Origin of the sequence: Myxococcus sp. CA040A (assembly GCF_013336725.1) — a bacterium.
Taxonomy (GTDB): Bacteria; Myxococcota; Myxococcia; order Myxococcales; family Myxococcaceae; genus Myxococcus; species Myxococcus llanfairpwllgwyngyllgogerychwyrndrobwllllantysiliogogogochensis.
This window is the reverse complement of the sequence record NZ_JABUMR010000004.1, coordinates 495,573-519,167: the sequence shown is the minus strand read 5'-3', so window position 1 is coordinate 519,167 and position 23,595 is coordinate 495,573. Positions and strand designations below refer to the sequence as shown.

Below are 23,595 nucleotides of genomic sequence, written 5' to 3'. Positions count from 1 at the left end.
TCATCGATGAGCCCCTGGGTCTCCCTGATCTTCTTCAGGTCGGGGTCGTTCTTGAGCTCCTGGGGGTCTTGCAGCCCCGCATGCCAGGCCTGACGCACCAGGGGCAGCGGCTTCAGCGAGTTCGCCTTGCTGCACGCGAATGACCGCCAGATTGTAGAGCGCGCCCGAGAGCAGTGGCGAGCGCTTGAGGACCGCTCGGAGCATCTTCTCCGCGTCCGAGAACCGCTTCGCCTGGATGCGCAGCCCCGCTCGCGCGCTCTCGACGAGGTCACGGTCCGCGCCTGCCTTCGCCGCGCGGTCGAGTGACTGTTCCGCCGCTCCAAGCTTCTCGGCGGCGCTCTGCGCCAGGGCGAGCGCCAGGTACCGGTCTGCTTCCTCCTCGCGGCTGCTCGAGGTCTCCAGGGCTTGGAGAATCCCAATCGCCTCCTCGCCCTTCCGGAGCTGAATGAGCAGTCGTGCCTTGAGCATCTTCCCCTGGCGAGACTCCTGCTCGGCGGTCGGCGACTTCGCGAGGATGTCCAGCGCCACCTGATACATGCAGTGGTCCGCGGCTGTCTCCGCCAGGGGAAGCGACGCCCGAGGGACGTCGTTGGCGGAGAGCAACGTTGCGACGACAAGGAAGAGCGCCATGGGCATGGGCGCATATTGCCGGCACATGCCCTGCCAGGACAGCTCCTCTCAATCCCAGACTACGGGTCCTGAGACCGACCCTCACGATTGCCACGGGGCCGGGAGTTCATCTGCTCCTCGCGCCGCATCACGTCGTACTTGGCTCGCTGGCCCTCATCGAGCAGGGCCGTCATCGCCTGGTCCGTCTCTTCCCGCTGCGTCCGCAGCGCCTGGCGAATCTCACGCGGATTCTTCGTGCCGGTGCGCACCTCCTCGAACAGGGTGTTGCGCGTGGTCTCCTCGGCCTCCAACCGGCGCGTCAGCTCCTGCTCCTGGGAGTAGTTCAGCTTCGCCTCGGACACGAGCCGCTTGATTCGCTCCGTGCGCTGAGCCGTCGAGCGGACCTGCGCCTGCATCCACTCCTCCTGCCGCGAGCGGAACTGCTCGGTGCGCATCTCCTCCTGCACCGAACGCATCGCGTCCTTCAGCGCCTCGCGGCCACCCTCCGTGCTCAGGGTCTCCCCAGTCATCAGCCCCCGCACCTCCGCGCGGAGCTGATCCAGCTCGGCCGTCAGCGCGGGCGCCGCGACGCCACCTCCGTCCGTCCCGGCCACCGCCGGCCGCCGCTCCAGCTCCATCAGGCGCCGGGACAGGCTCAGCGTGGTGTCCTCCAGCGCCTGGATGCGCCGCTCCAGGCCTTCCTGGCTGGCGGGCAGGGCGGCGACAGGCTCGGGCCGCTCGGAGGCGGAGGGAGCCTCGGTACGCCCCGGGGCCCAGAGGGCCACCGCGAGCGCGGCCGAGGCGAGGACGAAGGACACAGGGCCAAGGAGCTTGTTCATGACTTCTCCGACGGGGGCGGGGACGCCGTATTCCATACCCCGCCTGCTGCCCGTGCTCCACCCCGTCGTGGGCTCCTGGCCACCCTCCGATACGGGCCCTCGCGCGGCTCCTCGCCCCGCGCGAGGGCGCGTCTCAGCCCTGCTGTGCGGCCCCGGCGGGCTCGTCCATGTCGATGGGGCCCTGGTCGGGTCCCATCGTCAGGGCGCATGCGTCACACATCCAGAAGCGGACGATCATCCCGTTCTCGCCCGTGGAAATGTAGTTGGAGCCAATCACCTCGCCCCCTTCGGTCTTCTTGCAGGAGAGACAGGTGTGCGTCGGTTTGCTCTGCGTCATCGCGGGACCTCGGGGTGTGGAAACGCAACGGACCGACACCCAGGGAGTGCCGGTCCGCGCAAGCCTACTTCACTCCATCCGCATCAGCCGATGGCCATCTGGTAGCCGCCGTTGGGGTTGGAGCTCAGGAAGTGCTTCATCTGCTCCGGCGTAATCGTCTTCACGTTCGCATCGGCCGGGTCCCGGACGATGAAGTTGCCCTTGGAATCCATGCCCGCCACCGTGACGTAGTGGCCGGACGTGCGGCCCTCGTTCTGGTGCGGCGGCATGGCGTGGTAGTCGCCGTTGGCCACCACCAGCTTGCCGGCCTTGAGCTGCTCGGTGATCCACTCCACATTGGCGCCGGGGCCCTTCATCACCGACTCCTTGCCCATCGCCTTCGCCATCGCGGAGATGCCGTTGACGCCTGTGCCGTTGGACGAAGTGCCGCCAATCTTGCCCAGGTGGTTGATGAGCTGCGCGTCCGTCATGTCCTTGCCGTAGCCGTTGGCGCGGGCGATCTGCGCCATCGACGTGGGGCCGCAGTTCGCCGGGCCGTTCGTGTACGAGCCGTTCTTGCCCGCCGGGTTGTACTGGCTGATCTGCGGAACCTTGCTCGGGTCCACGCGGCCGTCACCCGTGACAGGGGCGGCGCCGTCCGTGGCCTGCGGGCCCGTGGGCTTCGGGTTGAGGTCCACCGGCCCCGGCTTGTTCGTGCCCGGCGTGAAGGTGCTCTGGTCCTTGCCCGCGACCCCGGGCAGCTTGAGCGAGTCACCCGCGAGGATGAGGTTCGGGTCGGTGATCTTCGGGTTCATCTCGCGAATCTGGTTGATGACATCCCAGTGCGAGCCCTCCATGCCCTGGCCCTTGAGCTTCGAGGCGATGCCCCAGAGCGTGTCACCCTTCTTGATTTGATAGTCCGACTCACCCACCGGCTTGCGCGGGTCCGCCTGGTTCGCCGCCACACCCGGCTTGGCGCCCGGCGTGTTGTTGTTGGTGTTGCCACCCGTCACCGTGCTGTCGGGCACGTTGGCCGTCGTTCCGCTCGGCGTCTTGCCGCCGGGGAACAGGGTGTTCATGTGGTTCTGGATCTTGTTCTGGTAGTCCTGGCCCCGGGCGTCGTTCATGTTGCCAGCGCCCCGGTGCCACTCGCGCGCGGCGGCCAGGCTGCTGCCGTGCTTCTTGGTCAGATCGCCAATCGTCTTCGCGAGGAACTCCATCTGCTTCTCGGGCGGAATCGTCTGCGCGTTCGCCCCGCGGCCCACCTGCATGCCGGACCACTTCTCGAACGAGGGCAGCAGGCCGTTGTCGTCCAGGCCGATGAGCCCGTGGCCCGTGCCGTCCTGGTGCACGCCGTGGTTCTTGAACGACGACTCCTGCGCGACGATGCCCGCGAGGACTTTCGGGTCCGCGCCGTACTTCTGCGCGTACTTCTCGATGTACGGCCAGAGCTGCTGCAGGTTCAACTGCGCGTCACGGCCCTGCGGCAGGCCCGAGGCCTGCGTCGAAGTGGGCGAGTACGTCTGCTGACGACCTTCAATGCGGGGGGACATGGGCGCTCCGCGATTGGAAACGATGGGGGTGTGGGAACAACAGATGTCAGGATTGTCGAGCGCTGAGAATTAGAGTTGCCTCGACCCCCCACGGAATTGACTGACTTCCTGGGTGCGCCAGAGCTAGGACAGGCGCCATTCCCCGCGGAACTCGAACAAGGAGTCGCGAATGAATGCACTGCGTTATGGGCTCGTGGCAGGCGCGTCATTGTGTCTGTGGGCCACTCTTGCCGCCGCGCAGCAACAGTCCCTCACCGGCGTCTATGCCAGAGAGGGCGGCACCCTCGCGGTGCTCGAGGGCGACAACCAGACGCTCGTCCAATACACATCAACTTTTCCACAAGGGCAGGGCATGGGTGAATGTGACTGCACCCTGTCCGTGCGGAAGAAGTCCGCGAAGGATTGGACACTGTCTACTTTTCAACCTGGAGGCACTTGGACGCTGAGTCTGGAATCCGAGCGACTGGTGTTGAAGGGGCCGGGGACGGGGTGCTGCGGGGCGGGGTGGTCCGGCCAGGACGGCTTCGCGCGCTCATCCTCGACGGCCCTGGCGACGTGCAAGGTGAAGGCGGCGCAGGCGGCGCTGAAGACGGTGGATGGGGCGAATCGCGGCGTGGCGCTGGCCTCGGGTGACTCGGTGCAGGTGTTCGCGGAGTCACCGCCGCCGGACGTGGTGCCCGTGCGCGTCGTCCAGGGGAAGCAGGTGCGGGTGGGGCAGCTGGCGTACTCGGAGCTGGACTGTCCCGTGCGCGCGGGTGGCGAGGCCTCCGCGGCGTCGGGCGCCATGGATGTGAAGGCGCTCGTGGGCCGGTGGGTGCAGGTGCATCGCAAGGGGAAGGGCTATGTCATCGACCAGCCCTGTGGCTCGGCCATCCCCGCGGTGACGGTGAAGTCGGACGGCGCTTTGGAGGTCGACTTCGGGCAGGACAGCCTCGCAGGCAAGCTGACGGCCGTGAAGGCGGGAACCGCTGGTGCGTCCACGCTGGAGGTGGCGTACGCGGGAGGTTCGCGCGAGACGCTGCAGTGGTCGGTGGCGGACGCGAAGCGCAACGTGGTGCGTCTGCAGGGCGGCCAGGACTTCTTCCGCAAGGGCGAGCTGTACGTCCGCGACGACGCGCGAAAGGGCATTCCTGTCCGCGCCGAGGCTTGCGACGAGTTCGAGTGAGCCGCGCGCCGGGCGGGAGGCGGTGGAGTGCCTCCCGCCACTCGGGCGGGCTCAGGGCTCAGCCGAGCTTGTACGGCTCCAGCTCCGGCACCTTCTCCAGCAGCAGCGGCGGCGAGTGGAGGTAGGCCGTGCTGCGGCGCTTCTGGTCGATGTCGTCGTAGACGCGCTGCACCTGCGTGGGCGTCAGGCCCATCACCTGCGCGGCTTCTTCCGTGGACACCGCGTGGTTCTTGGCCCACATCAGCAAGTCCAGCTGCGAGTAGTGCACGGAGAAGTAGAAGTCCTCCTGCGACTGGGGAAGGCTGAACGTGTCCGTGGTCGGCTCGCCGCTGGTGATTTCGTCGATGACGCCCAGGTGTTTGGCCAGCTTGTATGTCTGGGTTTTGTAGAGGCCGGCGATAGGCTTTACATCCGCTGCGCCGTCGCCCAGCTTCACGAAGAAGCCCTGGTCATACTCCAGCCGGTTGGGCGTGCCCGCCACCGCGAAGTTCAGCCGGTCCGCGTGGAAGTAATCCATCATCTTCCGCGTGCGCTGCTTGAAGTTCGTCGCGGCGACAATCTGCGTATACGCCTGGGGCGGCAGCCGGAAGCGGCGCTCCTCGCCATTCACTTGCACCACGACGTAGAAGAAGTTCACCGCGTCCGTGTTCAGCCGGTCGCCGTGCATGACAATCTTCCACTTCATGTCGGGCGTGAACTCCGGGAAGACGGACTGCACCGCCTCGTCGCGCTGCCGGTAGCAGCCGGCGGCCTCGAGGATGGGGGCGATGTCGTGGAGCTGGTACTTGATTCCCAGCTTCTCGCAGAGCTTGCGGCCCAGCTGAGAGCTCCATCCGCTGGAGTCCTTCTCTGGCAGGAGGATGCCGAAGACGCGCTCGGGCCCCAGCGCGCGCACGGCCAGCGCCGCGACACATGCGGAGTCGATGCCGCCGGAGATGGCCACCACGAGGCCGCGCTTGCGCAGCTTCTTCAGCACCGTCTCGCGCAGCCCTTCGGACAGCTCGGTGGCTTTCGCCTCCCAATCCAGTTCCAGCACCTGCTTGGAGAAACTCATTGTGTGGACCCCTCTCAATCCCTTCACGAAGAACCGACCGACGAATATTGGGTGCGCAGCTCCGCCTTGAGCACCTTCCCGCTGGGCCCGCGCGGCAGCGCCTCCACGAACACCACGTGCCGGGGCACCTTGTGCGCCGGCAGCGACTCCCTGCAGAACCGCCGCAGGTCGTCCTCCTTCACCTCGACGCCCTCCTGGAGCACCACCACGGCGCAGGCCGCCTCACCCCCCAGCGCGTCGGGCACGCCGACGACGGCGACCTCGCGCACCGAGGGATGCCGCGCGAGCTGATGCTCCATCTCCGCGGGGCTCACCCGGTGGCCGCCCACCTTGAGGATCTCCTTGGCGCGGCCGACGAGGAAGATGAAGCCGTCCGCGTCCCGCCACGCCAGGTCGCCCGTCCAGAGCCAGCCATCCTTGAGGATGGCCGCCGTCTCCTCGGGAGCGCCCAGGTAGCCCGGCGTCACATTGGCGCCGCGCGCCACCAGGTGGCCCGTCTCGCCCGTGGGCAGTGCCTTGCCGTCCTCGCCTACCACGCGCAGCTCGACGCCGGGAATCGCCACGCCGATGGAGCCGGCCTTCTCCGTGGCGCGGGTCGGTGGCAGGTAGCTCAGTCGCGCGGTGGCCTCGGTCTGCCCATACATGACGTACAGCTCGGCGGGGTAGAGCGCGTCACGCGTCCACTGAATCGTCTCGGGCGACATGCCGCCGCCGGCTTGTGTCGCGTAGCGCAGCCTCAGCTTCGACAGGGCCTCCGCGCCGGCTTGCCTGCGCAGGAGTTCGAAGGTGATCGGCACGCCGGCGAAGCCCGTGCACTTCTCCGCCGCCATCGCCTCCAGCACGACCTGCGGGTACATGAAGCGCGGGTCCAGGAACACCGAGCCGCCCACGAGCAGGTGAGTCTGGAGGACGCTCTTGCCGTAGCAGTAGTGCAGGGGGAGGACCAGGTGCGCCCTGTCACGGGAGGACAGGCCCAGGTACTCGACGATGGAGCGCGTGTTCGCGGCGATGTTGCCGAAGGTCTGGATGACGCCTCGGGGCGTGCCCGTGCTGCCAGACGTGTAGACGATGGACGCGTGGGCGTGGGCCGGCGTCGCGGGCAGCGCGTCCAGCGGCGTCACCTGGGTGTCTGCATCCAGTGCCCCGTCTTCCTGCACCCAGGTGCACGTCGCGGGTGACAGCGCCTGGAGCATCCGCTCGGGTGGGCGCGCGGAGTGCACCACGTACAGGTGTCCCAGTCCTGGCTTGCCCGCCCACTTGCGTGTGTCCTGCCCGAAGATGAAGGCGTGGCGTGCGCCGGTCTGCGTGAGGATGGCGTCGACGGACGTCGCTCCCGTCTCCCGGTCCAGCTCCACCGCGCATGCGCCCAGGGACTGCACCGCGAGCGCGGCCACCGCGCCCGCCGAGCCCAGGGGCAGGGCGATGAGCACCTTGTCTCCCGGCACCACGCCCGCTGCTTGCAGGTGTCCCGCGAGGGCCCGCATCCGTTCCGCGAGCTGTCGATACGTGAGCCGCGTCCACGGTGAGTCCACCGCCGACGCGTCCGGCGTTCGCTCCGCATGGCCAAGCACCCACGCGGGTGCGGAGTCCGTCGCGCTCATGAGCCCTCTCGTCCCCAGGCAGGGGCGGCTGTCTGGCGCTCAGGATGGCCAGTCACCCACGCGGGTGCGGAGTCCGTCGCGCTCATGCGGCCTCCAGCACCACGGCGTCCACGTCGGCCTGTGGCAACGGACGCGGGGTGAGGAAGTGCTGCGCGAGCAGCTGCGTGGACGCGATGGCGAACAGGGCCATGGTGTCGGCCTCGCTCTCCGCCGCGTTGGGCGCGCGCAGCTTGGCCACCAGTCGCTCCGCCTTGCGTGCGTCGAAGACGCCCACCTTCGCGATGGCCTCTGGCGCCAGCAGCTCCCTGGCCCAAGCGGGCGCCTCCGGCCCCACCAGTGCTCCGGCGATGGGGGCGCGGTACGGGAACTTGCTGCGCTCCAGGATGGACGCGGGGACACGGCCCTGGGCGAACCGCTTGAGGACATGCTTCTCGTCCAGCCCCTTCAGTCGCACGCGCTCGGGGATTCGCGCGGCCAGCTCCATCACCGACGTGTCCAGGAAGGGGAAGCGTCCCTCCACCGCGTTGCCCAACAGCATGCGGTCGCCCTGAGCGGACAGCAGATATCCGGACAGCAGCGTCTTCGCCTCCAGGTACTGCGCGCGCGCCAGGGGCCGCCACGAGGCCACGTGTTTCGGCACCGTCGCCAGCACCGAGGCCATCGGGTCCTCGTCCACCACGCTCGCCGCGAAATCCGGCGCGAGGAACCGAAGGATTCGACCGCTGTTGGACCAGCGCACCAGATGCGAGAAGCCCAGGCTCCCCGGGTCCTCCAATCCCATGCCGAAGAACTCGCGCAGCAGCTCCACGTTCTGCTGGCTCACCGACAGGGTGGGGTAGAGCTTTCGCAACAGCAGGGGCCGCCACTTCGACGTCGGCTGCCGTGCCCAGAACTGCCGGACCTTGGTCTCCTTGAAGAGGTCATAGCCGAGGAACATCTCGTCCGAGCCCTCTCCCGTGAGCACCACCCGGATGCCGTTCTCCCGCACCCACTCGCTCAGCCTCAGGAAGGGCGCGGGCGCCGAGCGCATCATCGCCTGCTCCGCGTGGAAGATGACGCCGGGCACCAGCGTGCCGATGTCTCCGTCCCTCATCTCCACCACGCGGTGCTGCGTGCGCAGTTGCTCCGCCACCGTGGCCTGATGCTGACGCTCGTCGAAGCGCGCGTGAGCGAAGCCCACGGAGAACGTCCGCAGCGTCCCGCCCAACTGCTCCTGCGCCAGCGAGCACAGGAGGCTGGAGTCCAGTCCACCCGACAGGTACGCCGCCACCGGCACGTCCGCGCGCAGTCGCAGCCGCACGGCGCGCTCCAGCGCCTCGCCCAGTTCCTCCTGGATGCGCTCCGCGCTCGCCGTGCTCGGCTCCACGCCGAAGTCCAGGTCCCAGTAGCGGAACGTCTCCAACGTCCCCGCGCGGAACCGCGCCGAGTGCGCGGGCGGCAACAACCGGACGCCCTCGAACGAGGTGCGCGGCGCCACGGGCGACCACAGCTGGAAGGTCTGCTTGAGCCCGCGCGCGTCCAGGGACGGCGTCACCAGCCCGCTGGCGAACAGGGCCTTGGCCTCCGAGCCGAACGCCAGGTGTCCCCCGGGCAGCTCCGCGTAGAACAGCGGGCAGATGCCCACCCTGTCTCGCGACATCCACAGCGTGGCGTCACGCGGGTCCCACAGCGCGAAGGCCCACTGGCCCTCGAAGCGGCGCACGCAGTCGATGCCCCACGCCAGGAACGCCGCGAGGATGACCTCCGTGTCCGAGCGCGTGCGGAAGGCGTACTGCCCCGCCAGCTGCTCGCGCAGCTCCACGTGGTTGAAGATCTCCCCGTTGAAGACGACGGTGAGCCCCGTCGCCGCGTCCCGCATGGGCTGGTGTCCGCCCTCCAGGTCGACGATGGACAGCCGCGTGTGGCCCAGGGCCACGCCGTCCAGCAACAGGGCCCGCTGCGCGTCCGGGCCCCGGTGGCGGATGCTGGCCGTCATCCGGCGCAGCCGCTCGGCGGATTCCGTCCGCGCGGCCCCGGCGCCCCCTCCCGCCGGGTAGGTGAAGCCCGCGATGCCACACATGGCGCCCTCGCTCTCAGCCGACCTGCGGCAGGCGCTGCTGCTTGCGCTCGACGAAGGCGACGACGCGCGTGAGCGAGTCCAGGTTCTCCGGCACCAGCTCCTTGTCCTCCAGCTTGATGCCGAAGTCCTGCTCCAGGAACGCCACCAGCTCCATCATCCCCGTGGAGTCGATGAGGCCCTTGCGCAGGAAGGAGTCGTCATCGCCGAACTCGTCCACGAAGAACGTGTCGACGATGAAGGTACGAATGCGTTCACGAATGCTCACGGTAGGAAGTCCTGTCTGGAAATACGGTGGAAGGGTGCGGAAGCAATCCGGGCGTGAAGAAGACGCACCCGGGAAAAAGGCTTGAGGCGCTCAGCTGCCTGTGTCGCGAGCAACCAGCTCCAGGCTCATGTTGCGTGCGGGATTGCCCATGGCCAGCGTGTCGGGCGGCACGTCCTGGGTGACGATGCTGCCGGCGGCGACCACCGAGCGAGCCCCCACGCGCACCCCGGGCATGATGATGGCGCCATGGGCCACCCAGACGTCGTCCTCGATGACGATGGGCGCGGTGTGGTGTCCATCCCGGTCTCCCACCCGGATGAACGACGCGAACATGCACCGGGCTCCCACGCTCACCGACTTCCACGCCTCCAGAGAGACACCGTAGTTGAACTGGGTCTCCTCGCCGATGCTGAGGCGCGCGCCCGGATGGCACACGAGCGAGCTGGGCAGCATTCCGCCCACGAAGGTGAGCCGGTCTCCCAGCACCATCTCCCCCGCGTTGTGCACGGAGATGGGCCCGTAGGCGGCCACGTTGTGCCCCACCGACTGGACGGCGCGGAACAGCCAGCGGGCGCGCACCATCGCCACCGCGCGCTGGGCCCGAGGCTCCACGGACTTGCGCAGCGCTTCCAACTGGGCCACCACGGCAGGCACCCGGACGAATGGCATTCGCGACGTCATCCCGTCACCTCCCTGCGCAACACCCGGGCGGGCGCACCGCCCACCGTCACGCCCGCGGGAATCTTGCGGGAGATGACGGTGCCGGGCGCCACGGTGCAGCCCTTCTGGAGCTGCGCTCCTGGCAGGAGGATGGCGCGGCTGCCCACCGTCACCCCCTCCGCGATGACCATCGGCACCGACGGAGGCCGCTCGTGGCGGTTGCCCCTCAGCGGGTGGTGCTGGTTGTCCATCGCCTTGATGAATGCCCCCAGCCTCGCGCCCGGGCCCACGGTGATGGAGCTCAGGGCCTCCAAGGAGGCGCCGCCTTCGATGGCGACGTCGTCCCCCAGGATGATGAGGCTGTCGCTGGACATGGCGTGAAGCTCGATGGGAGCCAGCCGTCCATCCAGCACCACGCGGGAGCCCACGTGCACGCGGCCCGCGCCGTGAATCCACACGCGGCCCAGCACCGTGGGCGAGTCCCCCACCTCCTGACATCGCCTCAACTTCAGGCGGGACAGGAGGCCCCCGAGCTCGCGCGACAGTGATTGATGGAACGGCATCATGTCACGGCGTGGCTTGGACAGCGGGGATGGGAGGCTGCACGACGGGCGCGGGCAGGCCCGCCAGGAAGTTGAGCAGCTCCTTCGCCAGCCGCGCCTGCGCCGTCGCATTGAGGTGGCCGCCGTCGTCCGAGTAGCCCGGCACCATCGCCGGCCACGTCTGCCCGTTCAGCTCGTAGGTCTCCCGTGTCCCGTCGGGCGCCGTGGACTCCAGGCGCGCCAGGTCGAAGAGGGGTTCCTTGCCGCCATACGCCTTGCGCATCAGCTCGTTGAACGTCTCGCGCTGCACGTTCTCGGCGATGCCCCACACCGGTCGGCCGAGCAGCTCCTTCAGCCACGCCTTGGCGCCTCGCTGCACCGTGGTGAGCGGCGCGGTGACGTGGACGAACGTGGTGCCCGGGTGACGCGCCTTCAGGCCCTCCATCGCGACGCGGTACTTCTCGAACAGCGCGCGCGTGTCCGTGGCCCCGTTGAAGTCGATGTAGCAGAACTTGAAGAACGCCACGTCCGTCGACTTCGCGAGCCCCGCGTCCATCATCCGCTCGAAGTCGGCGATCTTCGACTCGGGCTTCTCGTTCTGTCCCACCATCGCGTGGGCCAGGGTGCCGGGCGCCAGCGACTCGGTGGGGCTCTGGACCTCCACCACGCGCGGCACCAGCCCCTGCGGGGAGGCGGGAAGCTGCTTCACTCCGTCGAGGATGTTGCCGCCCACCGACTGGTGTCCGAAGAAGATGCGGCGGCTCGCCAGCTTCTCCATCGGGGCGCTCGTCTCCGCGGCGTTCGCCGCCGCGCCATGCAGAACCATGAGCAGCATGGCGGGCAACACCAGCGCGCTCACGCGAACCAGAAAGGTCCAGTCGAAGTGCATGCGGACTCTTAAACCCTTCCATCGCCAAGCGTCAAAGGGCCCACTGTCCGGGACGTCCGCTGGTGCGCTCCTCGTCACCCAAGCAAGGGGATGGGGTGAACTCAACCCACGTGTTCGTCAGCCCAAGGAGCGACGGAGGCCGGGGGCTTGACGCTGATGGGGAAGGGCGTTCCGCACCGCCCCTCCCCACACGGCGAGTCGTGGCGGTGCTACTCCGCCCGCAGCGAGATGGACGGCGACACGCGGCTGGCGCGCAGCGCGGGGAACCACGTGGCCATGAGCGACACGCTCGCGAGCACCGCGGCGACACCGACGTAGACGCCAGGTTCGTTGGCCTGCACGCCGTACAACAGCGTCGTCAGGAGCCGCATGCAGCCGAACGCGGCCAGCAGCCCCACGCCCACGCCCACCAGCGTGAGCTGGAGGCCCTGGCGCATCACCAGCCCGAGCACCTGTCTGGGATGCGCGCCCAACGCCAGGCGGATGCCCAGCTCCCGCGTGCGCTGACCCACCGCGTAGGCCATGACGCCGTAGACACCCACGCCGGCCAGGATGACGGCGAGCAGCGCGAAGGCCGCGAGCAGTCTCGCCGTGGCCAGGGGCCGCGAGAGCTGGCGGTCCATCCGGTCCGCGAACGGCGCCAGGTCATAGATGGGCTGCTCGGCGTCCACGGCCTTGAGCTCCTGGCGCACCGACGACACCACCATCGACGGCTCGCGCCGCGTCCGCATCAGCACCGACATGGTCTTCACCGGATACTGCTCATAAGGCAGGTACGCCTCCGGCGTGGCGGGCTCCGTCAGACGGAAGTGGCGCACGTCCTCCACCACGCCGACGATTTCGCGGAAGGAGCCGGAGTCGCTCCAGTCCAGTCGCACCCTGCGCCCCAGGGCGTTGCCGCCCTCCAGGAACGTGCGTACGAAAGCCTCGTTGACGATGATGGTGGGAGCGCCCTTCGCGGAGTCCTGGGCGCCGAACTCCCGCCCCTGGCGCACGGCGATGCGCATCGCTCGGAAGTAGTCAGGGGAAGCCACGCGGAACTCGGTGAGGTAGCGGTCGGTGTTCTGGTCCATCGCGCCCTCGAGGGTGAAGTTTCCGTTGGCGTTGGTTCCTCCCAGGGGCGCGTCGTTGACCAGACCCACCGCTTCCGTGTCGGGCAGCGCGCGCAGGCGCTCCAGCAACTCGCCGTAGAAGCCGCGCAGCCGGTCGGGTGTGCCGTACTTCACCTCGGGCAGTGACAGCCGCGCTGTCAGCACGCCTTCCGCGTCGAACCCCGGGTCCACCGCCTGCACATTGCGCAGCGTCTGCACCATCAGCACCGTGCCCACCAGCAGCACCAGCGCCAGCGCCAGTTGCACCGCCACCAGAGCGTTGCGCAGGGGGTGGTTGGCGCGGGCGCCCACCGCGCTCCCGGACTGCTTCAAGAGCGGCAGCACATCCATGCCGGCGGTGTGCAGCGCGGGCGCGAGGCCGAAGAGGAGCCCGGCGCCCACGGAGAGGGCGAGGCTGAACAGCAGCGCCGGGACACTCAGCTCCACGGGCGCCATGCGCAACATCGACTGGGGCAACAGCGCGCGCACCAGCTCCATGCCCCACAGCACCAACAGCAGACCCAGGGCGCCACCGAAGAGGCCCAGGAGCACGCTCTCCGCCAGCGCCTGCTGCATCCGGCGGCCCCGACTGGCGCCGAGCGCGGCGCGGATGGCCCCGTCCCGCTGCCGCGCCAGGGCGCGTACCAGGAGCAGGTTGGCCACGTTCGCGCAGGCGATGAGGAGCACGAAGCCCACCGCTGCCCAAAGCGTCCACAGCACCGGGCGGCTGCTGGACGTGAGGTATTGCTGCCACAGCGCCGACGTCACCTTGTGTGGCTTCTCACCCGGTTCGGTCCGGGCGATGGCCAGGGCCACCCGCAACAGGTCCTCCGTCGCCGCTTCCAGCGTGACGCCCGGCGCCATCCGCCCCACCACCTGCATGTAGTGGTTGCCGTGGGCTTCCGGGTCCAGCCAGTGGGGCTGCCAGAGGTCCGCGTCCTCGTTGAACTCCGGGAAGGTGAAGCCCTCCGGCAGGATACCCACCACCGTGTGGGTGCGCCCGTCCAACTGCAACGACGAGCCCACCGCGTCCGCCGCGCCACCGAGCGACTTTCGCCAGAAGCGATGGCTCACCACCACCACGCTCGAGCTGTTGCCAGGTTGCGCGTCCTCGTCCAGGAAGTCTCGCCCCTGGGCGGGGGCGACCCCCAGCAGCTTGAAGAAGTTGGTGGTGACGCGGCCCGCGCGGACCCGCTCGGGAGTGTCGCCCCCCGTGCGGCTCAAGTCCTGCCGGGTGAAGCCCGCGAGCCCCGTGAAGCCGCGGCCGTGCTCCCGCCAACCGAGCAGCTCCGGGGGCGAGAGGGAGGCGGTGCTGATGACCTCCTGCTTGCACCACAGGCGAACCAGTTGCTCCGGCATCTGGAACGGAAGCGGCCGCAGCAGCATGGCGTGGATGGCGCTGAAGAGGACGGTGTTCGCGCCGATGGCCAGCGCGAGCGTCAATACGGCGGCCAGCGTGAAACCCGGGGAGTGTCTCAGCGTGCGCAGCGCGTAGCGGAAATCCTGGCGGAGCGAGTCCATGGCGGCCTCTCAAAGCGAAGGCCGTGCCAGTCTCTCACGCCAGGAAATCCCCTGGCTTCCCAGGGAGGTCCCCCGCGTATCCGCGAAGCGCCTTCGCGGATACGGGAAGTCGCGTCCCGGAAATGAACACCGGCCCCGTGTCGGCCTGGGTCGGACGGGGCCGGCGAGCCTTCAGTTCCGGTTCCAGCAGCCGGCGATTTCCTCGCACGCGAGGAGGACGTCGTTCAGCCGGCGCTGCTGGGACTTGGGCGCCACGAAGAGCCGGCCGGCGAACACGTCGAACACGCCGACCAACCGAGGGTCCACGGGGCCCCGCTGCTCCAGCCGCTCCTCGGCGAAGCGGTGGAGCACGGTGGCGATGTACTGGCCGGCGCGCTCATCCAGCGGCGCGTGCTTGGAGAAGTAGAGCTTCAGCACGCCCGAGCGCATCTGCCCGCGCGCATCCACGCCGCGCAGCAGCACTTCCGGCCGGACCTTGACGGAGACACCGGCGACTTCCAGGGGCGCCGGGTCCAGGTCCGCCGGACTGGCGACGGCGCAGGAGACGAGGTCGTCCGCGGCGGCGAGGCAGCGCTGGAGGGCCTCGGCGCACAAGGCCAGCCGGTGCGCGTCGAAGTCGGAGTCGGGCTGGGCATTGAGCAGCCGGCGCTGGTGGTAGCGGAGGATGACCTCGTCACGGCCTTCGCAGAGGTACTCGGTGATGGCCTGGGCGGCCGCGGGGTAGCGCAGGTACTGGGGGTCCACGGGGTTGCGCTGCCCGTGGATGATGCGCTTGCGGAGGGACGGCGTTCCGGTGAGGTACTGGCCCAGCTGGTTGACGGAAACGCACGGGGTCTCACGAAGGGTGGTCATGTCGACTTCCTTTCCGGTAGCGAGAATGAGGACATACTACCGGAGGGGTCTGACATTCCCTCTGACGGGGACGGCGCCGGAGACACGGCCCGATGGACTCCCTGGCGGGTAGGGCGAGCAGGCCCAACCGGGGCGCGAAGGGCCCCCGGGGACGAGGGTCTCCAGGGCCTACTCGTGCGACGCGTGCAGCCCGAAAATCTGGCGCAGCCGGCCCAGAATCCGGCCCACTTCAGCGGGGATGGGGTCCGTGCCGGCGCCGCTGGCCTGGGCCACGGCACGCAGCTGGGTGCGCCGCTGGGCCAGGATGGCGGAGAGCTGCCGGGCCAGTCCGGGGTGTTCGGCGAACAGCCGCGCGAAGGTGGGGCGGTCCACCTCGAGCAGCAGCGAGTCCTCCAGGGCCACCACGGTGGCCGCGCGCTTCTCTCCGGTGAGCAGCGACATCTCCCCGAAGTAGCCTCCCTGGCCCAGGCGAGTGACTTCCGCCTGGGACTTGCCCGCGCGCACGCTGACCTCTCCGGAGGCGAGCACGTAGAAGGTGCGGCCGTCGTCGCCCTCCTGGATGACGTGCTCGTCGCGGCCGAAGCGGCGCACGTGGACCTCCTGCCCCAGCCGCTCCAGGTCCGCGTCCGCCAGGGGTTCGAACAGGTCCACCGCGCGCAGCAGCCGCAGCACGGTGTGCGCGGGCAGCTCCGGCCTGAGGGCATCCTCGCGCATGCGCACCACGCGATGGGGCACGGGCGGCTCCACGCCGTCGCGCCGCAGCCGGTACCACAGCCGCGTGTAGACCTCCGCCGTGACGGCGTCCGCGAGCGAGAAGTCATTCACGAAGAAGCGGACCATGTAGCGCACGCACTGCTCGTCGAACGCGAGCGTGCGAGCAATCGGCGCGGGGTCCACCAGGACTTGGGGAATCTCCCGCACCACGTCCAGCAGCGCCGCCTTCATCACGTTGGGAGGGGTGTCGTAGGTGGCCCGCACCTGCGCGTCCACGCCCACCGGCTCCCGGTCCTGGGAGAAGGTCTTGAGCTGCTCCTTGGCCACCATCGAGTTGGGCAACGTCACCAGCTCGCGGCGGAACGTCATGATGCGGATGGAGCGCCAGTTGACCTGGGCCACGCGTCCGGTGTGCTCGCCGATGCGGATGAAGTCGCCCACCTCGAAGGGCTTGTCGAGCTGCAGCGACAGGCCCGCGAAGAGGTTGCCCAGCGTCTCCTGGAGCGCCAGACCGATGACCACCGACAGCACCGCCGACGTGGCCACCAGTCCCGTGAGGTCCAGGTTGAGCTGCGTCTGGAGGATGGGGACCGCGGCCAGCGTGTAGAGCAGGAAGTCGATGACGTTGCGAAGAATCTTCGGCGTCGCCACGCCCGAGGAGCGCAGCCGCATCAGCTTCAGCCCGAAGCCCACGCTTGCCCGGATGACGCCGAAGGCGAACGTCAGCATCCAGGCGACCTGCAGCGCCTTCATGGGCCCGGGGGGCGTCGTGTGCGGCAGGGCCCAGGCGGCCACTCGCACCACGAGGAACATCACCAGCAGTCGGAGGGCCCCGGTGAGGTCCCGCTTCAGGTCCGCGTCGCCGCTGGAGGCTCGCGCGCCCAGCAGGAGGAGGACCAGGACCGCTCCCACGGCCAGCGACAGATTGCTCTGGAGGAAAGGCAGCAAAGCCCCCCGACTCTGGCCCGCGCTCGCATGAGGGTCAAGGCAGCGGTTGACGCGTGGCGCGCAAGCAGGGATACACGCGCCATGACGCTCGCATCGGTGCTGGGACAGCCCCGCGCGATTGATTCACTTCAGGCGGCACTTCGCGGTGGTGCGGTGCACCATGCGTATCTCTTCGCTGGGCCGGAGGGGGTGGGCAAGGAGCTCGCGGCCGTGGGGCTCGCCCAGGCACTGACCTGCCCCGAGCAGCCGAACGTGGGCTGTGGCGCCTGCGCGAGCTGCGTGCGGGTGGCGCGCGGACTCCATCCCGACGTCACGTGGGTGATGCCGGACGATGAGCGCGTGTCGCGCGGGCTGGCGGGGCGCTCGGACTTCACGGGCACGCCGAGTCGTGAACTTCGCGTGGAGCAGATTCGTGGGCTCCAGGAGCGGCTGGCCCTGCGCGGCCTGGAGTCTCGTCGCAAGGTGGCCATCGTCATCTCCGCGCAGGCGATGAACGTGCAGGCGCAGAACGCGTTCCTCAAGACGCTGGAGGAGCCTCCGTCGGAGACCACGCTGGTGCTGGTGGCCAACGCCATGGACAAGCTCCTGCCCACCATCCGCAGCCGGTGCAGCAAGGTGCACTTCGGTCCGCTCTCCGTGGAGCTCGTCGCCGAGCGCGTGCGCACCGAGCGCAAGCTGGACGCTGACACCGCGCAGCTCGCGGCCATCATGGCCGGTGGCAGCCTGGGCCGCGCGCTGGCGCTGGACGTGGAAGCGCTGGCGCGACGCAAGGACGTCGTCACCGCCTTCGAGTCCCTGCGCGGCGAGAACGCGGTGGGCCTCTTGCGCTTCGCGGACGAGCACGGCGGCTCGCGCGAGGACGCGGAGGCGACCTTGGAGTTGCTGGTGTTGTGGACGCGCGACGTGGCGCTGGTGAGGGCCGGTCGCGAGGACTCGCTGGCGAACCGGGACCTGCGCTCGCTGGCGGTGGAGGTGGCCTCGCGTATTTCCGATGCGGGGCTGCACCGTCGTCACGCGCTGCTGGAGGCGGCGCGCGCGGCGGTGGCTCGCAACGGCGCGCCCCGGCTGCAGTTGGAGCGGATGCTCATCGACCTGTTCACGGAGACCGCACGATGAGCTCGGACCTGGACGACGTGCTCGCGGGCGTGAAGGCCGGCAAGGTCTCTCCGCTGTACCTGCTGTGGGGCGAGGAGTACCTGGTCCGCAAGGGCGCGGACGAGCTGGTGAAGGTGCTCGTCCCCGACGCGGCGGTGGGGCTCAACCTGGTGACGCTGGACGCGGGCAGCCCGCGCGAGGTGGCGCAGGAGCTGGCCACCATGCCGCTGTTCCCTGGCCGCAAGGTCGTCGTCGTGAGGGACCCGGAGTTCCTCGCGCCGAAGAAGGGGCGGGGAGATCCGCTGGCCAAGGCTCGCGAGGCGTGGAAGGCGGGCAAGCGCAAGGAAGGCGCGCGGAGACTGCTGGCGCTGGCCGCGCGCGCGGGGTGGGGCGTGGACCGGTTGGACCCGTCCGCGTCTGGCGCTCCGTCGGTGGAGCAGTGGAAGGAAGAGCTGAACGTCGACCTCGCCGAAGCGGACGTGGCCTTCCTCAAGGAGGCCGCCGCCTTCTGCAAGGAGGAGCGCATCACCGCGCCGGAGGGCGACGCCACGGTGCTGATGGACCTCATCCAGAAGGGCGTCCCCGCGGGGCACTCGTTGGTGATGGCGGCCACGGAGGTGGACGCGAAGAATCCGCTGGTGAAGCTGGTGCAGGACAAGGGCCACGTCGTCGAGCGCAAGGTGGCCGCTCGCCACAAGGACCTGGACCTCTCCGACATCGCCAAGGAGTTCCTGGCGCCCTTCAAGAAGAAGCTGGGGCCCGGCGCGCTGGAGGAACTCAAGGAGCGCGTCGGCGGCAACATCCGCCTGCTCCAGTCGGAGCTGGAGAAGCTGGCCACCTACTCGGACGGGCCGGCCATCGAGCGCTCCGATGTCGTCTCGCTGGTACACCACGCTCGCGAGGAGGAGTTCTTCGAGCTGTCCGAGGCGCTCCAGAAGCGGGACTTCCGCGGCGCGCTGTCGTACGCCGAGGACGCGATGGGGCAGGGGACCCATGCGCTCCAGTTGCTGGGCGCGGTGGCCTCCATCGTTCGCGGCCTGCTGGAAGCCCACGAGTGGATGTTCCGCTACGCCGGGGGCACCCCCCCACGCACCGCGAAGGACGTGGAGGCCCGGGTGTTTCCCAAGCTGGAGGCGGAGTTGAAGGGCACGCGGCGCAAGATGCCCAACGCCTGGGCGCTCACGTTCAGCATGAAGGCCGCCGCCGGCTACGAGCGCAAGGAGCTGCTGGGCTCGCTGGTGGCGTGCGCGGAGGCGGACCTGTCGCTCAAGTCTTCCGGCAATGGGCGGCTCGTCATCGAGCGACTCCTGGCCACGGTGTGCCTCGGCGCCTGAGGAGCGGGCGGGCGGCGGGGGACGTGCACTTGGCGTCCGGCTCGGGTAGAGGAGGCCGGGTATGGCGGACAAGCGTCGCTTCGACCTCTTCGCGGACTTCATCGTGTCGCGCTTCGTGGCCCCTCGCGTCTTCGACGTGGCGGGAGGCCAGGGGCGTCTCAACGAGGCGCTGACCCGGCGCGGCCGGGCCGTCACCACCTTCGACCTGCGGCACAAGCACCTGCCGGTGACGTACGCCCAGCGCCCCTTCACGCTGGAGGAGCCGTGCGACGCGGAGCTGGTGGTGGGCATGCACCCCGATGGCGCCACTCGCATCATCATCGAGTACGCGGCCCGGCACGGCCTTCCCTTCGCCGTGGTGCCCTGCTGCTCCGACAACGGCATGCCCTACAACCCGTGGATGCGGCACCTGGCCGAGCTGGCTCGCACGGCGGGCTTCGCCACGGTGGAAGAGGTGCAGCTCTCCATGGACGGCCGTGCACGCGTCCTGGTGGGCGAGCCCGCGCCTGTCGCGCCGGGCTGAAGGGGACTGCCCGGCAGCGGACAGCAACCCGGGGCCTCGCGGCCAGCTGTGAGGGCATGTCGTCGCGTCTAGCTTTCCTGACACCCGTGCATGACGGGGCGGGAGCAGGCCATGGCGACGGAATGGGACGGCTATGCGACGGCGCAGGTCTGGCGCCCGGTGTCGTATCCAGGGCTGGTGCTGTATCGGGTGAGTGGCCGAGCGAACTCCCAGGCGCTGCATGTCCACGACGAACTCCAGCTCACGCTGGATGCCGGACATGTCCAGCAGGTGTCATGTGGAGGCGCTCGTCTGACAGCCCTGCCTGGGAGTCTGGTCGTCATTCCCCCGGGAGAGGTCCACGCGCTGCGCGGTGAAGGCGGGCGGCCGGGAGTGTTGTGCGGAATGCTCGTGCCGGCCGCGTTCCTGGGCGGTTCTTCTCCCTCGGGGCCGGAATCGGAGGATGAGCCTCCCGGAGAAGAGCTGCTGCTCGGAGGCTGCGCGGTGCTCGACGACCCGGAGGTGGCGCGGGACTTCGTCGCGTTGCACCGGGCGCTGAGGGCACCGGGACTCGAGAGGGAGCCCCGGCTGTGGGTCCTGCTGGCGGGCCTGCTGTCGCGACTGGGGCCGGGACGGGCGGGGCTCACGCTGGGGGGAGGGGCGCATCAAGCATCGCCGTGACGTCCTGCCAGGGCCCCTCGCAGGGGCGCGCCTCTGTCGTCAGGTAGTGCCCGACGCGTCCGGGAGCGAGGGCGACGATGGCCGAGGAGCGCGTGCCATAGGCCGGCGTGTGGATGCACAGCGCCTGGAGCTGCTGGCGGAAGTCCTGGGGAAACGACTCGCCGGAGAGCTGCGCGGGCAGGGCCTCCAGGGGAGGCAGCAGGTCGTCCGCCAGCAGGGCCTTCAGGCCTCCCTCGAACCGGGACCAGGGCTCGTGCACCAGCCCCTCGGCGAGCTTCCTGGCCCGCTGGACCTTGGGCAGCTCCGTCGAGTCGAGCACGTCGTTGGGCAGGACATGGATGCCCGGCGGGACATCCTCGCGTCGGAGTCGGGACTGTCCGGGCCGGGCATAGGCCACCCGGAGTGTCCGGGCGTCGCCATAGAGGAGGTTGAAGGGGAGGAAGTCCTCGCCGGAGAGCGTGTCCAGGTAGCGCTCGATGCCCTCGACCGTGCCCGCACCGAGGGCCTGGAGGACGACTTCGCCCCTCGAACGGGGGGCCGGGCCCCTCGCCTGCCCGCCGCGCTGGTTCGTCAGGCCCACGAAGAGGCCCTCGTTAGTAACGCCCATCCACGTCCCGCCGCGCTCCACGTCCCGTCCCCCCACGGCGCGGGGAGACTCCAGCAGGACTTGTGGGCCTGTCGCGGGACGCGCGAGGAGTTCGTCCCGGTTGGCCGCGAGCACCAGCGGCCACTCAGGATGGACCTGGCGAAGGATGATGATGGTGCACATGCGTTTCCGGTCGATAACATCCCCGGCCCCGCGGTGCATTCGTGCTCGCGGGCTCCACGCCGTCGATGACCTCGGCCCACCGAGCGGCTAATGTCCGCCGCCCCCAGGAGAGTCCATGGCGGAGAGAATCCTCGTCACCAGTGCGCTTCCGTACGCGAACGGCCCGCTCCACATCGGCCATGCCGTCGAGTACATCCAGACCGATATCTACGTCCGTTTCCTCCGCTCCAGCGGCAAGGACGTCGTCTACTTCTGTGCTGACGACACGCACGGCACACCCATCGAACTCAACGCGGCGAAGCAGGGCCTCAAGCCCGAGGACTTCATCGCCCGTTTCCAGGACGAGCATCAGAAGGACTTCCAGGACCTGGATGTCCGGTTCGACTACTTCCACTCCACCAACTCGCCGGAGAACCGCCAGTACGCGGAGCTCATCTACGGGCGGTTGAAGGAGAAGGGCGACATCGAGCGCAAGGACGTCGAACAGGCGTACTGCGAGAAGGACCGTCGCTTCCTGCCCGACCGCTTCATCAAGGGCACCTGTCCCAACTGCAAGGCCGTGGACCAGTACGGCGACGCCTGTGAGAAGTGCGGCAAGGCGTACAGCCCCACGGACCTCATCGACCCTCGCTGTTCCCTGTGTTCGACGCCGCCGGTGCGCAAAACGTCCGAGCACCTGTTCTTCAAGCTGTCTCGCCACGCCGACTTCCTGCAGGAGCTGCTGCGCAAGCCTGGCTTCATTCATCCCGGGCTCGCCGCGCAGCTCCAGGGCTTCTTCGAGAAGGGGTTGGCGGACTGGGACATCAGCCGCGACGGCCCCTACTTCGGCTTCGCGATTCCGGGCGAGACGGACAAGTACTTCTACGTCTGGCTGGACGCGCCCATCGGCTACATCGCCACGACGGAGAAGTGGGCGAAGGAGACGGGCAAGGCGAAGAGCGCGCTGGACTACTGGGCCAAGGACAGCGGCGCGCGCATCGTCCACTTCATCGGCAAGGACATCGTCTACTTCCACGCGCTCTTCTGGCCCGCGGTGCTGGACGTGGCGGGCCTGCACATCCCGAGTGAGATCAAGGTCCACGGCCACCTCACGGTGAACGGGGAGAAGATGTCGAAGAGCCGCGGCACCATGGTTCCGGTGCGCGACTACCTCAACCAGCTGGACCCCAGCTACCTGCGCTACTTCTACGCGGCCAACCTGGGCGCGGGCGTGGAGGACCTGGACCTCAACCTCAAGGACTTCCGTCTGCGGGTGAACGGGGAGCTGGTGAACAACGTGGGCAACCTGGCCAACCGCGCGCTGTCGCTGTTGGCCGGGCCGCTGGGCGGGACGCTCGCGCCAGGTCGGTCCGAGGGACCGGGCCGGGCGCTGGTGGAGTCCGTGCTCGCTCGCGTTCCCGAGGTTCGCGAGGCCTTCGAGAAGCTGGAGTACCGCAACGCCATCCGCGTCATCACGGACATCGCCTCCGCGGCGAATGCCTTCGTGCAGACGGCGGCGCCGTGGGCACTGCTGAAGAAGGACGCGGAGGCCGCGCGCGCGGACCTGTCCGACGCCGCCGACGTGGTGTACCTGCTGGGTGCGCTGCTGGCGCCGGTGACGCCTCGGTTGTCGGAGAAGCTGTTCGCACAACTGGGCGCCACGCCGCTCACGTTCCAGGCGCTGGAGGGGGCGAAGTATCCGTTGCTGGATCGCAGCCGTCCCATCGGCACTCCGGAGCCGCTGTTGCCGCGACTGGAAGAGGACCGCGTCAACGCCATCATCGTGACGCCGCCGGGGGAGCCCGCCGCAACGCCGGCGCCCGAGGCGAAGAAGGCCGAAGGCGGCGGCAAGGAGAAGAAGGCCGAGAAGAAGCCGGCCGAGCCCGCGCCTGTCACTCAGGCGTCCTCGGGGGCAGGGGCCGCGGAGGCCGCTGGCTCGGGGGAGATTGAGTACGGGGACTTCGTCAAGGTGGTGCTCAAGTCGGGCAAGGTGCTGGCGGCGGAGAAGGTCGCCAAGGCGGACAAGCTGCTCAAGCTCACCGTCGACGTGGGTGAACCGAGCGGTCCGCGCACCATCGTCTCCGGCATCGCGGAGGCGTTTGCTCCCGAGACGCTCGTCGGGCGCAACGTGGTGGTGGTCGCGAACCTGAAGCCGCGCAGCCTGAAGGGCATCGAGTCGAAGGGGATGCTCCTGACCGCGGGCCCTGGCGGCAAGGACCTGTCCTTGTTGGATCCGGGCAACGTCCCGCCGGGCAGCGACGTGAAGTGACGTGGCGGTGGGCGGAGCGAACCTGCTCCGCTCGCCGGCCCGGTGCGGGCGCGTGGAGGGTGTCTCTCGCACGAGCCCGGGCCGACACGTCGTGAATGCGCGGAGCGGGCGAGTGCCGCTTCGCGTGGCTCCTGGGCTTTGGCTGCCGGGCGATACGTTGTTGATGAGCGGGGCGGTCGAATGCCGCCTCGCGTGGCTCCGGGGCTTTGTCTTTCCGGGCCGAAACGTTGTGGATTGGCGGGGCGGTCGAATGCCGCTTCGCGTGGCTCCGGGGCTGTGTCTTTTCCG

21 protein-coding genes are annotated in these 23,595 nt (G+C 69.2%); 6 read left to right on the top strand and 15 right to left on the bottom strand.

The genetic code is table 11. The annotated features are described in order from the left end of the window. From HUA75_RS19180 to HUA75_RS19165, 4 genes are all read right to left on the bottom strand, one after another. Positions 1-657: a tetratricopeptide repeat protein gene (locus HUA75_RS19180; RefSeq protein WP_217446150.1), complete on the bottom strand. Its 657-nt coding sequence runs from the start codon at positions 655-657 to the stop codon at positions 1-3. A 32-nt stretch (positions 658-689) separates the two neighbouring features. Then, positions 690-1,448 (bottom strand): hypothetical protein, encoded by a 759-nt coding sequence (locus HUA75_RS19175; RefSeq protein WP_174455049.1) that lies wholly within the window; start codon positions 1,446-1,448, stop codon positions 690-692. Positions 1,449-1,581: 133 nt separating this feature from the next. Then, entirely contained in the window at positions 1,582-1,785 is a 204-nt protein-coding gene (locus tag HUA75_RS19170; protein WP_141647742.1) for a hypothetical protein, read from the bottom strand. Between the two features lie 83 nt (positions 1,786-1,868). Further along, complete coding sequence (locus HUA75_RS19165) at positions 1,869-3,317, bottom strand: C39 family peptidase (RefSeq protein WP_174487228.1); 1,449 nt, start codon at positions 3,315-3,317, stop codon at positions 1,869-1,871. A 169-nt stretch (positions 3,318-3,486) separates the two neighbouring features. Here HUA75_RS19165 and HUA75_RS19160 point away from each other — a divergent pair, with 169 nt between their 5' ends. Continuing rightward, complete coding sequence (locus HUA75_RS19160; protein WP_174487227.1) at positions 3,487-4,482, top strand: hypothetical protein; 996 nt, start codon at positions 3,487-3,489, stop codon at positions 4,480-4,482. Positions 4,483-4,540: 58 nt separating this feature from the next. On the opposite strand, the gene nadE is transcribed toward HUA75_RS19160, so the two are convergent. The 10 genes from nadE to HUA75_RS19110 form a co-directional block, all read right to left on the bottom strand. Continuing rightward, positions 4,541-5,536 (bottom strand): NAD(+) synthase, encoded by a 996-nt coding sequence (nadE, locus tag HUA75_RS19155; protein ID WP_174455051.1) that lies wholly within the window; start codon positions 5,534-5,536, stop codon positions 4,541-4,543. Between the two features lie 23 nt (positions 5,537-5,559). Next, complete coding sequence (locus HUA75_RS19150) at positions 5,560-7,137, bottom strand: class I adenylate-forming enzyme family protein (protein ID WP_174487226.1); 1,578 nt, start codon at positions 7,135-7,137, stop codon at positions 5,560-5,562. Between the two features lie 82 nt (positions 7,138-7,219). After that, on the bottom strand, positions 7,220-9,196 hold the full coding sequence (asnB, locus tag HUA75_RS19145) for an asparagine synthase (glutamine-hydrolyzing) (protein ID WP_174487225.1): 1,977 nt from the start codon (positions 9,194-9,196) through the stop codon (positions 7,220-7,222). A gap of 13 nt (positions 9,197-9,209) precedes the next feature. Next, positions 9,210-9,461: an acyl carrier protein gene (locus HUA75_RS19140; protein ID WP_141647593.1), complete on the bottom strand. Its 252-nt coding sequence runs from the start codon at positions 9,459-9,461 to the stop codon at positions 9,210-9,212. A gap of 90 nt (positions 9,462-9,551) precedes the next feature. After that, complete coding sequence (locus HUA75_RS19135) at positions 9,552-10,142, bottom strand: DapH/DapD/GlmU-related protein (RefSeq protein ID WP_141647594.1); 591 nt, start codon at positions 10,140-10,142, stop codon at positions 9,552-9,554. Further along, positions 10,139-10,687 carry an acetyltransferase gene (locus tag HUA75_RS19130; protein WP_141647595.1) on the bottom strand — a complete coding sequence of 183 codons (549 nt, stop codon included), beginning with the start codon at positions 10,685-10,687 and terminating at the stop codon, positions 10,139-10,141. Before HUA75_RS19130 ends, HUA75_RS19135 begins: the two co-directional genes overlap by 4 nt. A 1-nt stretch (position 10,688) precedes the next feature. Further along, positions 10,689-11,552, bottom strand: a complete 864-nt coding sequence (locus HUA75_RS19125) for a hypothetical protein (RefSeq protein WP_141647596.1) — start codon at positions 11,550-11,552, stop codon at positions 10,689-10,691. A 209-nt stretch (positions 11,553-11,761) separates the two neighbouring features. Further along, positions 11,762-14,164, bottom strand: coding sequence for an ABC transporter permease (locus HUA75_RS19120; protein ID WP_174487224.1), 2,403 nt, complete (start codon positions 14,162-14,164; stop codon positions 11,762-11,764). A gap of 171 nt (positions 14,165-14,335) precedes the next feature. Continuing rightward, positions 14,336-15,016 carry a hypothetical protein gene (locus HUA75_RS19115; protein WP_174455056.1) on the bottom strand — a complete coding sequence of 227 codons (681 nt, stop codon included), beginning with the start codon at positions 15,014-15,016 and terminating at the stop codon, positions 14,336-14,338. Between the two features lie 168 nt (positions 15,017-15,184). Continuing rightward, a complete protein-coding gene (locus HUA75_RS19110) occupies positions 15,185-16,678 on the bottom strand; it encodes a mechanosensitive ion channel family protein (protein ID WP_174455057.1) in 1,494 nt (497 codons plus the stop codon). Between the two features lie 81 nt (positions 16,679-16,759). Between HUA75_RS19110 and holB the strand changes: the two genes are divergently transcribed. The 4 genes from holB to HUA75_RS19090 all read left to right on the top strand — a co-directional run bounded on the left by holB (position 16,760) and on the right by HUA75_RS19090 (position 20,290). Further along, complete coding sequence (gene holB / locus HUA75_RS19105; protein WP_174455058.1) at positions 16,760-17,794, top strand: DNA polymerase III subunit delta'; 1,035 nt, start codon at positions 16,760-16,762, stop codon at positions 17,792-17,794. After that, on the top strand, positions 17,791-19,107 hold the full coding sequence (gene holA / locus HUA75_RS19100) for a DNA polymerase III subunit delta (RefSeq protein ID WP_141647601.1): 1,317 nt from the start codon (positions 17,791-17,793) through the stop codon (positions 19,105-19,107). Before holB ends, holA begins: the two co-directional genes overlap by 4 nt. 61 nt (positions 19,108-19,168) lie before the next feature. Beyond that, complete coding sequence (locus HUA75_RS19095; protein ID WP_174487223.1) at positions 19,169-19,630, top strand: hypothetical protein; 462 nt, start codon at positions 19,169-19,171, stop codon at positions 19,628-19,630. Between the two features lie 111 nt (positions 19,631-19,741). Further along, positions 19,742-20,290, top strand: coding sequence for an AraC family ligand binding domain-containing protein (locus HUA75_RS19090; RefSeq protein WP_174476496.1), 549 nt, complete (start codon positions 19,742-19,744; stop codon positions 20,288-20,290). Here HUA75_RS19090 and HUA75_RS19085 read toward each other — a convergent pair. Further along, entirely contained in the window at positions 20,253-21,059 is an 807-nt protein-coding gene (locus HUA75_RS19085; protein WP_174468449.1) for an NRDE family protein, read from the bottom strand. The two genes, HUA75_RS19090 and HUA75_RS19085, sit on opposite strands and share 38 nt — an antisense overlap. A gap of 115 nt (positions 21,060-21,174) precedes the next feature. On the opposite strand from HUA75_RS19085, the gene metG reads away from it, so the two are divergent. Next, positions 21,175-23,307, top strand: a complete 2,133-nt coding sequence (gene metG / locus HUA75_RS19080) for a methionine--tRNA ligase (RefSeq protein ID WP_141648337.1) — start codon at positions 21,175-21,177, stop codon at positions 23,305-23,307. Positions 23,308-23,595: the final 288 nt, after the last annotated feature.

Bases quoted from the DNA above. Each gene is read 5' to 3' on its own strand.
- holA (WP_141647601.1), top strand. From the start codon at position 17,791: ATGAGCTCGGACCTGGACGACGTGCTCGCGGGCGTGAAGGCCGGCAAG.
- HUA75_RS19135 (WP_141647594.1), bottom strand. From the start codon at position 10,142: ATGACGTCGCGAATGCCATTCGTCCGGGTGCCTGCCGTGGTGGCCCAG.
- HUA75_RS19180 (WP_217446150.1), bottom strand. From the start codon at position 657: ATGTGCCGGCAATATGCGCCCATGCCCATGGCGCTCTTCCTTGTCGTC.
- asnB (WP_174487225.1), bottom strand. From the start codon at position 9,196: ATGTGTGGCATCGCGGGCTTCACCTACCCGGCGGGAGGGGGCGCCGGG.
- HUA75_RS19085 (WP_174468449.1), bottom strand. From the start codon at position 21,059: ATGTGCACCATCATCATCCTTCGCCAGGTCCATCCTGAGTGGCCGCTG.
- HUA75_RS19160 (WP_174487227.1), top strand. From the start codon at position 3,487: ATGAATGCACTGCGTTATGGGCTCGTGGCAGGCGCGTCATTGTGTCTG.
- HUA75_RS19170 (WP_141647742.1), bottom strand. From the start codon at position 1,785: ATGACGCAGAGCAAACCGACGCACACCTGTCTCTCCTGCAAGAAGACC.
- HUA75_RS19095 (WP_174487223.1), top strand. From the start codon at position 19,169: ATGGCGGACAAGCGTCGCTTCGACCTCTTCGCGGACTTCATCGTGTCG.
- HUA75_RS19150 (WP_174487226.1), bottom strand. From the start codon at position 7,137: ATGAGCGCGACGGACTCCGCACCCGCGTGGGTGCTTGGCCATGCGGAG.
- HUA75_RS19175 (WP_174455049.1), bottom strand. From the start codon at position 1,448: ATGAACAAGCTCCTTGGCCCTGTGTCCTTCGTCCTCGCCTCGGCCGCG.
- HUA75_RS19120 (WP_174487224.1), bottom strand. From the start codon at position 14,164: ATGGACTCGCTCCGCCAGGATTTCCGCTACGCGCTGCGCACGCTGAGA.
- metG (WP_141648337.1), top strand. From the start codon at position 21,175: ATGGCGGAGAGAATCCTCGTCACCAGTGCGCTTCCGTACGCGAACGGC.
- HUA75_RS19165 (WP_174487228.1), bottom strand. From the start codon at position 3,317: ATGTCCCCCCGCATTGAAGGTCGTCAGCAGACGTACTCGCCCACTTCG.
- nadE (WP_174455051.1), bottom strand. From the start codon at position 5,536: ATGAGTTTCTCCAAGCAGGTGCTGGAACTGGATTGGGAGGCGAAAGCC.
- HUA75_RS19130 (WP_141647595.1), bottom strand. From the start codon at position 10,687: ATGATGCCGTTCCATCAATCACTGTCGCGCGAGCTCGGGGGCCTCCTG.
- holB (WP_174455058.1), top strand. From the start codon at position 16,760: ATGACGCTCGCATCGGTGCTGGGACAGCCCCGCGCGATTGATTCACTT.
- HUA75_RS19125 (WP_141647596.1), bottom strand. From the start codon at position 11,552: ATGCACTTCGACTGGACCTTTCTGGTTCGCGTGAGCGCGCTGGTGTTG.
- HUA75_RS19115 (WP_174455056.1), bottom strand. From the start codon at position 15,016: ATGACCACCCTTCGTGAGACCCCGTGCGTTTCCGTCAACCAGCTGGGC.
- HUA75_RS19090 (WP_174476496.1), top strand. From the start codon at position 19,742: ATGGCGACGGAATGGGACGGCTATGCGACGGCGCAGGTCTGGCGCCCG.